The organism is Desulfofundulus salinus (assembly GCF_003627965.1).
Classification (GTDB): domain Bacteria; phylum Bacillota; class Desulfotomaculia; order Desulfotomaculales; family Desulfovirgulaceae; genus Desulfofundulus; species Desulfofundulus salinus.
On record NZ_RBWE01000001.1, the window covers coordinates 84,838 to 99,203 of the forward strand.

10 protein-coding genes are annotated in these 14,366 nt (G+C 58.8%); all 10 read left to right on the forward strand.

The genetic code is table 11. The features are described from left to right. Positions 1-381 precede the first annotated feature (381 nt). Positions 382-1,101, forward strand: a complete 720-nt coding sequence (sleB, locus tag D7024_RS00455; RefSeq protein WP_121450062.1) for a spore cortex-lytic enzyme — start codon at positions 382-384, stop codon at positions 1,099-1,101. Between the two features lie 19 nt (positions 1,102-1,120). Continuing rightward, positions 1,121-2,485, forward strand: a complete 1,365-nt coding sequence (gene ypeB, locus D7024_RS00460; protein WP_121450063.1) for a germination protein YpeB — start codon at positions 1,121-1,123, stop codon at positions 2,483-2,485. Between the two features lie 701 nt (positions 2,486-3,186). Next, on the forward strand, positions 3,187-3,672 hold the full coding sequence (locus D7024_RS00465; RefSeq protein WP_121450064.1) for an Lrp/AsnC family transcriptional regulator: 486 nt from the start codon (positions 3,187-3,189) through the stop codon (positions 3,670-3,672). Positions 3,673-3,730: 58 nt separating this feature from the next. Next, complete coding sequence (locus D7024_RS00470) at positions 3,731-4,987, forward strand: aminotransferase class I/II-fold pyridoxal phosphate-dependent enzyme (RefSeq protein WP_121450065.1); 1,257 nt, start codon at positions 3,731-3,733, stop codon at positions 4,985-4,987. 114 nt (positions 4,988-5,101) lie between these two features. Then, the gene (locus tag D7024_RS00475; RefSeq protein WP_121450066.1) at positions 5,102-6,622 is read left to right on the forward strand and encodes a sodium:solute symporter family protein; all 1,521 of its coding nucleotides are present in this window, start codon (positions 5,102-5,104) and stop codon (positions 6,620-6,622) included. Next, positions 6,619-7,923 (forward strand): phenylacetate--CoA ligase family protein, encoded by a 1,305-nt coding sequence (locus D7024_RS00480; RefSeq protein WP_121450067.1) that lies wholly within the window; start codon positions 6,619-6,621, stop codon positions 7,921-7,923. The genes D7024_RS00475 and D7024_RS00480 overlap by 4 nt, the downstream gene beginning before the upstream one ends. Positions 7,924-8,221: 298 nt before the next feature. Continuing rightward, on the forward strand, positions 8,222-10,015 hold the full coding sequence (gene iorA, locus D7024_RS00485) for an indolepyruvate ferredoxin oxidoreductase subunit alpha (protein WP_121450068.1): 1,794 nt from the start codon (positions 8,222-8,224) through the stop codon (positions 10,013-10,015). Beyond that, positions 10,008-10,601, forward strand: a complete 594-nt coding sequence (locus D7024_RS00490) for an indolepyruvate oxidoreductase subunit beta (protein ID WP_121450069.1) — start codon at positions 10,008-10,010, stop codon at positions 10,599-10,601. Before iorA ends, D7024_RS00490 begins: the two co-directional genes overlap by 8 nt. A gap of 164 nt (positions 10,602-10,765) precedes the next feature. Continuing rightward, positions 10,766-12,283, forward strand: a complete 1,518-nt coding sequence (locus D7024_RS00495) for an SLC13 family permease (protein WP_121450070.1) — start codon at positions 10,766-10,768, stop codon at positions 12,281-12,283. Between the two features lie 417 nt (positions 12,284-12,700). Continuing rightward, positions 12,701-14,353, forward strand: coding sequence for an IS1634 family transposase (locus D7024_RS00500; protein WP_121450071.1), 1,653 nt, complete (start codon positions 12,701-12,703; stop codon positions 14,351-14,353). Positions 14,354-14,366 lie beyond the last annotated feature (13 nt).

A 14,366-nucleotide genomic window follows, 5' to 3' on the forward strand; every position in this document is an offset into this window, starting at 1 on the left:
CGGCCGGTTCAGGGAGGGGAAATCATTCCCCTCTCTTACTTATTTAGATAATTTTGCACATCGTATTATTATCGTTTTTTTACTCACCGAACAATGATGCTCTTTCTAAGCCTGCCGTGACAAGCAGTAAATGCTGGTCTTACCAGTATAGCTTTTTCAGTGAGTGCTGGGCCTGTTCGGCTCTCGAAAAAGAGGGACAGCAGTCATCCGTACGAAAAAAACGGAGCCGGTCCAAAGCGAACCGTGGTGCGCATCTTACGCGGAGCATATGGGTGAGCGGGACCGCGGGAGAAATTCCGCGGTTAAATTTTCCTGATCATGTTTTCGTTTTTTTCGGCTCATACTAAACTTACAATTTTACCAAAAAGGGGCTGGGGTACGATGAAGCTGGCGTTCGTTTCCTTTCGCCGTTTCGTTTTTTTGTTGCTGGCTCTGGTTGTTCTGGCCACAGGGTTGGTGGTGGCCGCCAGGCAAACACCGGCGCAGGATCGCACCCTGTACTGGGGACTAAGTGGGGATGATGTGATCAGGGTGCAGCAGCGCCTGCTGGACTGGGGATTCTATGACGGGCCGGTGGACGGCTTCTACGGCAGCAAAACCCAGCAGGCGGTGGTGGATTTTCAGCTAAACAATGGCCTTGTTCCCGACGGCGTGGTCGGTCCAAATACCTGGGCCGCCCTGGGCTTTCCCCCGGCCCCCGCGACAGCACCACCCCCAGAACCGCCGGCGGTCTCCCGGGGAGTAACCAACCGGGATGCGGTTTACCTGCTGGCCAGGGTTATTGAAGGGGAGGCGGCCGACGAGCCCTTTGAGGGCAAAGTGGCCGTGGGAGCGGTGATTTTGAACCGCACCAGGAGTGCGGCCTTTCCCCACAGCCTGGCGGGAGTCATCTTTCAACCCCATGCCTTTGAATCGGTGAGCAACGGCCAGTACAACCGCCCGGTGAGCGAGGAATCCTTGCGGGCAGCCCAGCTGGCCATGAGCGGGTGGGACCCCACGGGGGGAAGCCTTTACTTCTGGAACCCCGCCAAGCCGGTGAACCCGTGGATCTGGACCCGGAACATCGTCACCCAAATCGGCCGGCACGTTTTTGCCCGCTAAAGGAGGTCGGGAGTTGACGATGAACAATAAGAGGTTTTGGCTATTGCCCCTGGTGGCCGGGGTATTGCTGGTGGGGGCTCTGGGGTACTGGGGCTACCAGCAGTTCACCGTGCGCCAGCGCCTGGAAACGGCTTTAAATAACAAGTACTACCGGGCCCTCTATGACCTGACGGAAAATGTCCAGAACATGGAAGTGCTGCTTTCCAAGAGTTTGGTGGCCGGTACGCCGGAAGCACAAAGCACCCTTTTTATGGAGCTCTGGCAGCGGGCCACGGCGGCCCAGGCTGATTTAAACCAGCTGCCGGTGACCGACGCCCTCACCGGACGTACGGCCAAATTCCTCACCCAGGTGGGTGACTACGCCCATTCCCTGCTCCAGCAGGCCGCCAGGGGGCAGCTGGAGTCCGACCGGCAATGGGAAACCCTAAACCGCCTTTACCGGCAGTCTGCCGATTTAAACCTGGCCCTGCACGACCTGGAAGGCCGCATTGCCGATGGGCGGCTTTACCTGAACGAACTGGTGCGGGAAGGCGGCCGCACCCTGGGCCGGGAGGGCCCGCGTCTGGCCAACTCTAATTTCCAGGCCATTGAGAAGTATATGGAGAATTTCCCCACCCTGATCTATGATGGCCCTTTCTCCGACCACCTGGAAAAACGAACGGCCCGGGGCCTCACCGGAAAGAACATTGACAGGGACGAGGCCCGCAGGCGGGCGCTGGAAGTGGTGGAGGGCAAGAGTGACTACGCGGTGGAACGGGTGGGGGAAACCCGGGGCAAAATCCCCTCTTACCTGGTGGAACTGCGCCCTAAAAACGGCAATGGGGGAGGCAACATCACCGTGGCCATTACCCGGCAGGGCGGCCACCTGAACTGGATGACCAACGGACGCCAGATTGGCCGCCCCGCCTGGAGCATTGAAAAGGCCAGGCGAAAGGCCCGGGAATACCTGGCTTCCCTGGGCTTCAACAACATGGTGCCGGTGTATCATGAACAGCAGAACGGCGTTGCCGTGTTCAACTTTGCCGCCACCCAGGACCGGGTGGTCCTCTACCCGGATCAAGTTAAGGTGACCGTAGCCCTGGACAACGGCCAGATCCTGGGTGTGGAGGCCTCGGGCTATTTGATGAACCACACCCGCCGCGAACTGCCCCGCCCCCGGATTAGCCTGCAGGAAGCCCGGAAAAAGCTCAACTCCCGGCTGAAGGAGGTAAGGGGGGGCCGGCTGGCCCTCATACCGGTGACTCCGGATAAAGAAAAGCTGGCCTATGAGTTTCAGGCCCGTCTGGACAGGGATCTCTTCCTGATCTACATAGACGCCATGGACGGCAGCGAAGCCCAGGTGCTGCGGGTGGTGCGCAATCCAGAGGGCGTATTAACTCTGTAGTGACCCACTCCAGTCAAGCGCTTTTCAGGCGGGATTAGTGCATGCTGGGCGAGGGCACGGCGTTGTCCTGAGCGAACGAATTGCGAAGCGTCGTAACAGCACCAGGCGAAGCAAGGCTGCCGGCTCGGCTCTCGAGGACGCCAAACGAAAGCAAATGGAAGAATACCTGTTGGTGACACATCGGGCAGTTTAATATGGTCGGGAGGTAACAGTGTCGATGGTAATCCGCAGAGAGCCAGAGCCGGCCCGCAGCAAGCCGTGGTGCTGTAGACGCGGAGCACCTGAGTGAGCGAGGACAACGCCGTGCCTTTTTTATCCAGTCTAAGTAAGCTGCTTTTATCCGAACTGTCACCGTCAGTGCACGAACCTTAGAATAATTACCTGTTGACAGCGGGGCAACCACATGCTAGTATTTAACTTAACTTGATATGGTAGTAAGGCCGTGAAGGGGAAGATGGGCGCGTCAACCATGCCAGCGAGCCGGGGAGGGTGCAAGCCCGGCTGGGGAAGTGCCCGTGCCGCCCCGGAGCCGGGGACCCAAAGGTGATCTCACCGAGTATGTCCTCTCCGGCAGCCCGCCGTTACCGGGCCTGGAGTGGGTCGCCTTTTCCCTGGCGGCCAAATTGGGTGGTACCGCGAGACCGGGCTCTCGTCCCATTGGGGCGAGAGCCCTTTAACTTTAAAAGACAAGGGGTGAACAGGTGAATACACTGGAATTACTCGAGCTTCTGGAAGACAATGCCAGGCTCACGCCGGAAGAAATAGCCGTCATGCTGCATGTAGATACAGGGGAAGTGCGCCGGGCCATCCAGGAGCTGGAACAAAATAAAACCATCTTGAAGTACATGACCCTTGTGAACTGGGAAAAGGCCGGCGAAGAAAAGGTTTCCGCCCTGATTGAGGTGCGCATTACGCCCCAGCGGGACGTGGGTTTTGACGCGGTGGCCCGGCGCATTAGCCGGTTCCCGGAGGTGCGTAGCGTGCGCCTGATGTCCGGGGCCTACGATTTGGCGGTGTTCATCGAAGGACGCACCATGCGGGAGGTAAGCCACTTCGTGGCCACCAGGTTGGCTACCATTGAAGGTGTAATCAGCACCACCACCCACTTCGTCCTCAAAACCTACAAACAGGACGGGGTCATTGTGGGAGATGGCGAAGAAGACCGCCGCCTGATGGTAACACCTTAGGAAGGGGGGCGTTTTTATCCCCCACTTCACACGCTAAACAAACGGGGAGGAACGGCTAATGAGCAAAACCTGGTGTGAGCGGATTAATCCCGTAGTACGGGATATGCCACCCTCGGGGATTCGCCGTTTTTTCGATATGGTGGCCGAAACCAAAGGGGTCATTTCCCTGGGCGTGGGTGAACCGGACTTTGTCACGCCCTGGCACATCCGGGAGGCCTGCATTTACTCCCTGGAGAAGGGTTACACCATGTACACCTCCAACAGCGGCCTCCTGGAACTGCGCTATGCCATTGCCCGGGACCTGGCCGACACTTACGGTGTATTCTATGATCCCCGGAGCGAGATTCTGGTAACGGTGGGAGTAAGCCAGGCCCTGGACCTGGCCTTAAGGGCACTGGTTTGCCCGGGCGACGAGGTGCTCATCCCGGAGCCGTCCTACGTTTCCTATGCCCCCACGGTGATTTTGGCCGGGGGAAAGGTGGTTCCCCTGCCTACCGGCATGGAACAGGGCTTTTGCCTGAGCGCCCACCAGGTGGAGGCGGCCATCACGCCGCGCACCAAGCTCCTGCTGTTATGCTATCCCAACAATCCCACCGGGGCAGTGCTGGACCGGAAAACCCTGCTGGAAATTGCGGAGGTGGCCGCAGCCCACGACCTGATCGTGATTTCCGACGAGATTTATGACAGGCTGACCTACGTGGGCCAGCACACCTGCGTGGCCAGCCTGCCGGGCATGAAGGAACGTACCGTTCTTTTAAACGGGTTTTCCAAGTCCTACGCCATGACGGGCTGGCGGGTGGGTTATGCCTGCGGCCACGGGGATTTCATTGCCGCCATGACCAAAATCCACCAGTATACCATGCTCTGTGCGCCCATTACCGCCCAAATGGCCGCCCTGGAGGCGTTAAAAAACGGCCGGTCGGGGATGGAGCGCATGGTGCGGGAGTACAACAGGCGCCGCAATGTCGTCCTGCATGCTTTCCGGGATATGGGACTGCCCTGTTTTGAGCCCAAAGGAGCCTTTTACGCCTTCCCGGAAATCAGGGTTACCGGTCTGACATCAGAGGAATTTGCCGAGACCCTGCTCCAGGAGGAAAAGGTGGCCGTGGTTCCGGGCAATGCCTTCGGGCCCAGCGGCGAAGGCTTCGTGCGCTGTTCCTACGCCGCCTCGCTGGAGGATCTGGGTGAGGCCCTGCGGCGCATGGCCCGGCTGGTGCGCCGGCGGGGTGTCAGACCGCGGGTGATTTCCACTCCCCCACGGCCTTTCCCGGCCCGGGAAGCGGGCGTGAGTGCGGCGGGCGGTGCATCCTCGTAAATTTTTTACACGGGCAGGAATTAATGTCCTGATGTAGAAATATTAAAAACTGTGCCGGAATTGTATGCCGGCGGGAATAAAATAATAAAAAAGCAGGATGGGAGGACGGCAGGAGTGAAACTGTTGCTGTTGTGTCTTTTTGTGGGCGTGTTGCTTTACAGCGGCTACAGCAGTATGGGGCGCAACCGGACTTTGAGCGACTTCTTTTTAGGCGGGCGGGCCATGGGTCCCTGGCTTTCGGCTTTTGCTTACGGCACCACCTATTTCTCAGCGGTGATTTTTATTGGCTATGCCGGCAAGGTAGGCTGGGGATTTGGCACGGCCGCCCTTTGGATTGTTCTGGGCAACACCCTTGTGGGCAGCCTGCTGGCCTGGCTGGTCCTGGCCCGGCGGACCCGGATCATGACCGCCCGGCTGGGGGCCATGACCATGCCGGAGTTTTTGGAAGCCCGCTATCAAAGCCGGGCCATGAAAATATACGGGGCCCTGGTTATTTTCCTGTTCCTGGTTCCATACTCCGCCTCCGTGTTCATGGGTTTAAGCTATTTATTTAATCAGATCTTTGGCATCCCCTACTTATATGCCGCACTATTGATGTGCCTTTTGACTGCCCTGTACCTGATCATGGGCGGCTACCGGGCAGTAGCCCTCACCGATGTGATTCAGGGAACGGTCATGCTGGCCGGAGTGGGCATGTTGCTCTACTACGTCCTGGGGGCTCCCCAGGTGGGAGGGCTGTTCCAGGGGCTGCAACGGCTGGCAGAAGTTGACCCCGGCCTGGTAAGCCTGACCGGGCCCCAGGGCCGCTGGCTGCCCCTGGCCGCCCTGGTGGTTCTGACCAGCCTCGGCCCCTGGGGCCTGCCCCAAATGGTGCAGAAGTTTTACGCCATCAAGGATGAGAAAGCCATCCGCCCGGCCATGGTGGTGTCTACACTTTTTGCGCTGGTGATTACCTTTGGGGCTTATTTCACCGGATCCCTTACGCACCTGTTCTTTGACAAGTTGCCCGTGGATCCAACCAGCGGCAAGCCCACTCCCGACATGCTCATGCCGATCCTGATTCACAGCACGCTGCCCGAGCTGGGAGCCACGCTCATTCTCCTGCTGGTGCTCTCGGCATCCATGTCCACCCTGGCGTCCCTGGTGCTGGTGAGCAGTTCGGCCGTTTCCATAGACCTGGTGCAAAGCCTGCGACTCCGCTGGGCAAAAGAATACAGCGTTTTCATCATGCGCCTGTTATGCTGCCTCTTTATAGCCCTTTCCTTAATTATCGCCCTGGTCAAGCCGGGAATTATCCTTAGCCTGATGGCCATGTCCTGGGGCACGGTGGCCGGAGCATTCCTGGCCCCCTACCTGTACGGCCTGTTCTGGCGGGGCACCACGCCTGCGGGGGCCTGGGCCGGAACTTTAACCGGGCTGGGCTGTTCCGTAATCCTGTCCCTTTATTACCGGCTTGATCCGGCGGTCATTCCCCTGGTAGGGTCGCTGGCCATGCTCATTCCCCTGGTGGTGGTACCCGTGGTCAGCCTGTTTACCCGCCCCCTGCCGGTGGAGGCGGTGGAAAGGGCCTTTGGTCCGGGTACTGTCCCGGGAAAGCGGACTTTACTGAAATATAAGGAAGTGGAGAGTACATGATCTGGGATCCAGAACATGAATGCATGGACAGGGAGGAGCTCCAGGCTCTGCAGCTGGAGCGGTTAAAGGAGACACTGCACCGGGTTTACAGGCAGGTACCCTACTATCGCCGGCTCTTTGATGCCCACGGCGTTTTGCCTGAGGATCTGCGCACCTTAAGCGATATCCAAAAGTTTCCTTTTACCACCAAGGCAGCCCTGCGGGATAACTACCCGTACGGGCTCTTTGCTGTTCCGCTAAAAGAAGTGGTACGGTTGCACGCATCTTCGGGCACGACGGGAAAGCCCATTGTGGTGGGATACACCAGAAGGGACCTGGAAACCTGGAGTGAACTGGTGGCCCGGATTGTCACCCAGGCCGGGGTCACCGACGAGGACGTGGTGCAGATCACCTTTGGCTACGGCTTGTTTACCGGTGCCTTCGGACTGCACTACGGCCTGGAAAGGGTGGGTGCCACCATTGTCCCTGCCTCGGTGGGCAACAGTGAAAAACAGATCATGCTGATGAAGGATTTCGGCACCACGGTGCTGGTGGGCACTCCGTCCTACGTGCTGCACCTGGGGGAAACTGCCCGTTCCATGGGCATTGATCCCGCCGGCCTGAAGGTGCGGCTGGGTCTGTTTGGCGCCGAGGCCTGGAGCGAGGAAATGCGCCGCGAGCTGGAGAAGATGTGGGGCATGAAGGCCACCGACAACTACGGCCTGTCGGAAGTGATGGGGCCGGGAGTGTGCGGTGAATGCACCGTGGGACCGGGCCTGCATATTGCCGAAGACCATTTCCTGGTGGAAATTATCGATCCCGAAACCGGCGAGGCCCTGGATTACGGCCGGGAAGGGGAGGTGGTCATAACCACCCTGACCAAAGAGGCCTTCCCCGTAATCCGCTACCGCACCCGGGACATTTCCGTGATCAACCCGGAACCCTGCCCCTGCGGGCGTACCACCGCCCGCCTGCGCCGGATTGCCGGGCGGACCGACGACATGCTGATCATTTCCGGAGTAAATGTTTTCCCCTCCCAAATTGAAAGCGTATTGATGGAAATCGAAGGTATCTCACCCCACTACCAGATTGTAGTGGATAAGAAGGGTTACCTGGATTACCTGGAGGTACAGGTGGAAATGACGGAGCAGGCCTTCACCGGCAGCTTCCGGGACCTGGAGGCCATGGAAGAAAAAATCCGCCGCCGGCTCCAGGCAGTGCTTTCCATCAGCCCGCGGGTGCGCCTGCTGGAACCCCACTCCATCGAGCGCAGTCAGGGCAAAGCCAAACGGGTTATAGACAGGCGCCCTAAAAAGCAGTAGCAATTTATATATAGCGTCGCAAAAATGAAAGGGGCATGGGCGGCGGTCGCCTAAGGAGCACTGGAGCGACGGGAGACGACCTCCGCCTAAATGGTAAATGTTCAGTAGAACCGCTACCATAGGCAAGGTGCCGCCCAGCACTCACTGGAATACTGGGTCTTCGTAAAACCAGAGGTATCAATTGAACCTGAAATCTCAGGAGCAGAGCCATATTGTGGTGAGTGCTGGGCGGCACCAAAGCGGGTTCACTGAACATTTACCCCAATGGATATGCGACAGTAACATATGGAGGTTTGACATGAAGGAACTAATGACGGGTAACGAAGCCATTGCCCGGGGAGCTTATGAACACGGCGTTACCGTGGGGGTTGGCTATCCGGGTACGCCCAGCACCGAGATTCTGGAAAACTTTGCCCGCTACCCGGGGATTAAGGCCCAATGGGCCCCCAACGAAAAGGTGGCCCTGGAGGTGGGCATTGGGGCTTCCCTGGCCGGGGCCCGGGTGCTGGTGACCATGAAACACGTGGGGGTGAACGTGGCGGCCGATCCCCTGATGACCGCTGCTTATACGGGCGTTAACGGCGGGCTGGTGCTGGTTTCCGCCGACGACCCCGGGATGCACAGCTCCCAGAACGAGCAGGACAACCGCTTTTACGCCCGCTTTGCCCGGGTGCCCATGTTTGAACCGTCGGACAGCCAGGAAGCCCTGGACATGGTGGGCCTGGCCCTCCAGGTGAGCGAGGAGTTTGACCTGCCCGTGATCCTGCGCACCACCACCAGGGTGGCCCATTCCCAGAGCCTGGTGGACCTTAAGGAGCGCAGGGAGGCACCCTTAAGGCCCTACCGCAAGGACCCGAAAAAATGGCTTATGGTGCCGGCCTTCGGCCGCCTGCGCCGCCAGGTCCTGGAAGAGCGGCTGCAAAGGCTAAAGGCCTACACCGAAACCACGCCGGTAAATTTCATTTCCTGGGGCGACCGCCAGGTGGGAGTGATCACCAGCGGCATCAGCTACCAGTATGTGCGGGAGGTTTTGCCCGGGGCCTCCATACTCAAGCTGGGGATGACCTTTCCTCTGCCGCAAGGCCTGATCCGCCAGTTTGCCGCCGGTGTGGAAAGGCTTCTGGTGGTGGAAGAGCTGGATCCCTATATTGAAGAATTTGTCCGGGGCCTGGGTCTTACGGTGACGGGCAAAAAGATTTTCCCGGCCTGGAACGAGTTTACCCCCGGCCTTGTGCGCCGCAAGCTAAAGGAAGCGGGGATACCGGTGCCTTCGCCAGCTGCCGGGCAGGATGCGACCGCCTGTCCTCTGGGACCCGGCGGTGAAGTGGAGGAATTACCTCCCGTCCCGGGACGCCCGCCCGTACTCTGCCCTGGCTGTCCCCACCGGGGAGTCTTTTATGTGCTGCATAAATTAAAGCTTCTGGTTACCGGGGACATCGGCTGCTATACCCTGGGCGGCCTGCCCCCCCTGGAGGGCATGGACAGCTGCGTGTGCATGGGGGCCAGCATTGGCATGGCCCACGGCTGCGAACTGGCCGATCCTTCCCTGGCCCGCCGCACCGTAGCCGTAATTGGCGACTCCACCTTTTTCCATTCCGGCATCACCGGCCTCATGCACATGGTTTACAACGGGGGCCAGGGTACGGTAATCATTTTAGACAACCGCACCACGGCCATGACCGGCCACCAGGAGCACCCCGGCACGGGCAAAACGCTCATGGGGGAGCCTGCCCCCGCGGTGGATCTGGAAGCGCTGGTGCGGGCGCTGGGGGTCGGCCGGGTGCGGGTGGTGGATCCCCTGGATATGGCCGGGTTGACGCAGGCCATCCAGGAGGAAATTGCCGCAGGCGCCCCGTCGGTGATCATTGCCCGCCGGCCCTGCGCGCTGTTGCAAAGGGAAAACCGCCCGCCGGTCCGGGTGGATGTTGAGGCCTGCACCGGCTGCAAGACCTGCCTGAAGCTCAGCTGCCCGGCCATTTCCGTGCAGGATAAAAAGGCGGCGGTGGATGCCATTATCTGCACCGGCTGCGGGTTGTGCGTGCAGGTGTGCAAGTTTGGCGCCCTGAAGGAAGGGGGAGAAAACAATGGCTGAGGTAACGGGTGCGGCCCTGGCGCCGGTGGACATATTGATGGTTGGCGTAGGGGGCCAGGGAATCATCCTGGCGAGCAAGATCCTGGCCCACGCCGCCCAGGCGGCCGGGTACGATATTAAAGTATCGGAAATCCACGGCATGGCCCAGCGGGGGGGCAGTGTGGTAACCCAGGTGCGCCTGGGGGAAAGGGTCTATTCCCCCCTCATTCCCGAAGGAGAGGCCGATATCATCCTGGCCTTTGAACAGCTGGAGGCCCTGCGCTGGCTGGAGTGTGTGAAGGGCGGGGGCACCATCATTGTGAACAGTCAGATCATCTATCCCGTACCCGTACTGGCGGGCATGGCCCAATATCCCGAAAACATTATCGCCCACCTTTCCCGCCGGGCCCACACCCTGGTGGTGGACGCCCTGGGCAAGGCCCTGGGGTGCGGCAATGCCCGGGCGGCCAACTTAGTGCTGCTGGGCGCCCTGGCCAGGAGGATGTCCATCCCGCTTTCCTGCTGGCTCAACGCCATAGAGGCCTGTGTCCCCGCCCGTTACCTGGAGGTCAACCGGGCCGCCTTCCAGAGCGGTTATGCCCCCTGAGTTATCTGGTAAATTCAGTAGAACCTTTATGAAAAGGATGCGGCGCGCATCTTACGCGAAGCACTGGAGTGAGCGGGGACAGCGCCGCATCCAACCAGTTCACTGAATATTTTTAACGCCTTTTTCGAATTGAGCGGCTACGAAAATGCCTGGGGTCGGGACTTATGGGCAGGCAAAAGGTTTTTAAGCTAAACGAATATCGAAAGAAGGAGAGGACGGCGCCGGGCCTTGAACCCCTGGACAACGGGGATGGGAGGGTCCGTTTCCATGCGCCCCTGGGTAAAATCAAGGCGTTTTTAAAGGAGCGAAAGTGGCTTCTGCTGGCGCTAGTTTTAACGGCCGTCATCTGCCTGTTGCCCACACCCCGGGGCCTGACCGTGCAGGGAAAGTACGCCCTGGGTCTCTGGGCCTTTGTCATCGTCTGCTTTTTGACCGAAGCGGTGCCCCTGCCCATGACCGCCATGCTTATCGGCTCTTACCAGGTTTTCGCCGGCATCGCCGGCTTCAGAGAGGTGCCCCGCACCTTTATGGACGATGCCGTGATTTTCATCATGGGCGTGCTGATGATGGGTGCCATGCTGATGAAGTACAATATCCACAACCGGGTGGCCCTCTTCATGCTCAAACTATGCGGCACCCGCATTGAAAGGGTTATCCTGGGCATTGTGGCCTTTTGCGCCATCAGCGCTGGCTTCATTACGGAGCACGCCGCGGTGATGATCATGCTCCCCATCGGGGTGGGCATTATTTCCTTAAGCGGTGGTTACAAAAAGGTGCCCAACCTGGCCAAGCTGATCATGCTCTCCATTGCCTACGGCGTGATTATTGGGGGTGTCTCCGCGCCATCGGGAGGCGCCCGCAATGCCCTGATGCTGGGCCTTTTGAACAGCCTGGGCGTCAACGTCGGCTACGGCCAGTGGATGCTCATGGTCATGCCCTTTACCCTGATCATGATCCCTATAGTTAGTTACTGGCTGCTGAACCTCTTTTCTCCGGAAATTACAGACCTGGCCGGGGCAATTAAGGCCATCAGGGAGGAAATGGAGGCCGATGGTCCCATGACCAGCCAGGCGCGGATGGCTCTGGCCATTTTTCTGGCCGTGGTGGCCGGCTGGATTTTTGCCAGCCAGCGTTTTGGGGTGGGCAACATTGCCATGGTGGGTATTCTCCTGGCGGCGGTATTGCGCCTGATCGACTGGAGCTACCTGCAGCAAAAAACCCAGTGGGGGGTGGTTTTACTTTACGCCGGGGCCATTTCCATGGGTAAGATGCTCATTGCCACCGGCGCCGCTTCCTGGCTGGCCGGGCAGCTCCTGCACCTGGCGGCGGCCGCCGAGGTAACCGAGGGGGTTTCCCTGCTGGCGGTTACTGCCACGGTAACCGCCCTGGTGACCAATACCATGGCAGACGGTCCCACGGTGGCCGTCCTCGGCCCAATCTTTTTGAAGGTGGCCGAACTGTCCCGGACCTCACCCCTGGTCATTGGTGTGGCCACCTCCCTGGCTTCGGCCTTTTCCTACCTCCTGGTGATTGCCACTCCCGCCAACGCCATCGTTTACGGTCCCGGTTTCTTGCAGGCACAGGATTTTTTAAAGGCCGGGGGCGTACTCTTTCTCATCTCCCTGGTCTTCACCGTTACCTTTCTCGGTGGTTTCTGGTGGCACGTGCTGGGAGTTTGGTAACCGGGGCTATTCTTAGAGTAACCAAATTCCGCCCCCGTCCAAAACAAATACAATTGGTGGAAGATTATAAATTTAAAAAATAACAAAGTGATTTATTGCACAAACAACAAGGCTATGTTATACTTGAAGCAAAACGAGGGCACAGACATAGAAATGTGAATAAGTGCACAACCTGAAATTAGCGGCATATTTTGTAGTGAACAGGTGTGGTGAAAAGCCAGTAGACACAAGGACTTTGGAACCTGACAGATTGAAGTAAAATGAGGGATAAATGGAGTATGTGAACGCCGTAACATACCTGGGGAAATGCGCTGTTATGTAGTGACAAAAGGCTCCCCTTACCGGCCGGGTGCCGGCCAGGTTGGGGGTTGCGGGTTCATTGAATATTTACCAGGTTGACTTGGGGGTGATGTGCCCATGTTTTTCCGAAAAGTTACCAGCCGCAGCGGGGGAAAAGAGTACACCTACCTGAAACTCATTGAAAACTACCGGGAAGGGAACAAGGTAAAACAGAGGGTAATCGCCAACCTGGGCAACCTGGAGAACCTGACGCCGGAAAAGGTGGAGGGCCTGATTGACGGCCTGGCCCGGATATGCGGTGTTTCCCGGCGGCCAGCCAATATCGAAGCCAGGAAGGTTCTGCGCTACGGCGAGGTGCTGGCCATACACCGGATCTGGGAGATGCTGGATGTGGGGGGAGCCGTGGAGGCCGTTTTTTCCGGTGAAAGGTACGACCCGGACACCGCCCTGCTGCTGGAACTGATGGCCATCAACCAGATCATCAAGCCCCCAAATAAACAGGCCATTAGCGACTGGTACCGGTGCCTGTACTTTCCCGAAGCCCAGGGCAAGGAATTTTTAGACCACCATTTTTACAGGGCGCTGGACAGCGTGGCCAGCGTGAAGGAAAGGCTGGAGGAGGAAATTTTCCAGAGGTTGTGTGCCTTTACCCGGGTCAGCCGGGAGGTCGCCTTCTGCCTGCTGACCACGGCCACCGTTGAGCCTGCTCCTCGCAGTGAACTTGACCATTCGCCCTATGGCCGGTATATTCTAGAAGCACCACTGGAGGAGCAGCTGGTTTACCTGGGGATTCTGGTCAGCCGTGAGGGGATGCCCTTTGGGCACCGCATCCTGCACGAGGTACCCGACGAGGGGGACTTCCGGGAAATTGTGCACCACCTGCAGGCCGGGCATGGTACCCGTCAGTGCATCTTTGTGGGTGACCGCCGGCTGGTGTCCGGCCCCCACCTGGAGGTGCTGGTGTCCCACAGCTACCATTATCTGGTTCGTCGCAAGATCCAGTCGGAATGGGAGTTAAGGTTATGTGAGCGGGAACTGGTGGAGAACAGGGCGGAATTTAAAGAAGTGGATAGGGATCTCTGGTATAAGGAAGTCATGGAAGGGGGGGTGCGGTACCTGGTGTGCTACAGCCCGGCGGCGGCAAAGGAAAAGGTGATTGCCCTTGCGGAACGCCTGGATGAGGTGGAGGAAGAATTGCGGGAACTGCAGAAAACGGCCGCGTCTGAACACCGTTCGGGCAAGAGGACCCTGCCCAGGGGTGCTGCTGTCCTGAAGGATAAATACTGCCGCCGCTATTTTGACTGGCATTACAACGAGGCCACCGGGGAGCTGACCTGGCGCCGCAAAGAAGACGTGATCACCCGGGAGGAGAAAACAGCGGGGGCCTTCCTGCTGGAAACTAACGCTACCCTGTTGGACGGCCGGGAATTACTGCTGGCATACACCCGCCTCGGCCAGCTGGGGGAATCCTTTAAGGAAATCAGGAGTTTTGAGGCCAGGCCGAAAGAATTCTACCGCGAACGGAACCTTTCCGCCAGTATTTTCGTATGCGTACTGGCCGCCATGCTGGAAAAGACCCTGGAAGGGTTGCTCAAACGGGCGGGAATACCTCTGACCTCCCGCCAGGCCCTGGAGCTGCTGGAAGAAGTGAAGGTGGCCATCAACCGGGTGGACGATGTGGAGCTGAAGTCGGTGACGAGCATAGAAAAAACCCAGGAAGAAATTCTGCAGGCCATCGGGGTGCCCGACCCCAGGGCGGTCGTGGTTTAGGCACCCCGGCCTG

Coding starts and splice junctions, on each gene's coding strand:
- iorA (WP_121450068.1), top strand. CDS start 8,222: ATGAAGGAACTAATGACGGGTAACGAAGCCATTGCCCGGGGAGCTTAT.
- D7024_RS00490 (WP_121450069.1), top strand. CDS start 10,008: ATGGCTGAGGTAACGGGTGCGGCCCTGGCGCCGGTGGACATATTGATG.
- sleB (WP_121450062.1), top strand. CDS start 382: ATGAAGCTGGCGTTCGTTTCCTTTCGCCGTTTCGTTTTTTTGTTGCTG.
- ypeB (WP_121450063.1), top strand. CDS start 1,121: ATGAACAATAAGAGGTTTTGGCTATTGCCCCTGGTGGCCGGGGTATTG.
- D7024_RS00470 (WP_121450065.1), top strand. CDS start 3,731: ATGAGCAAAACCTGGTGTGAGCGGATTAATCCCGTAGTACGGGATATG.
- D7024_RS00495 (WP_121450070.1), top strand. CDS start 10,766: ATGGGCAGGCAAAAGGTTTTTAAGCTAAACGAATATCGAAAGAAGGAG.
- D7024_RS00480 (WP_121450067.1), top strand. CDS start 6,619: ATGATCTGGGATCCAGAACATGAATGCATGGACAGGGAGGAGCTCCAG.
- D7024_RS00500 (WP_121450071.1), top strand. CDS start 12,701: ATGTTTTTCCGAAAAGTTACCAGCCGCAGCGGGGGAAAAGAGTACACC.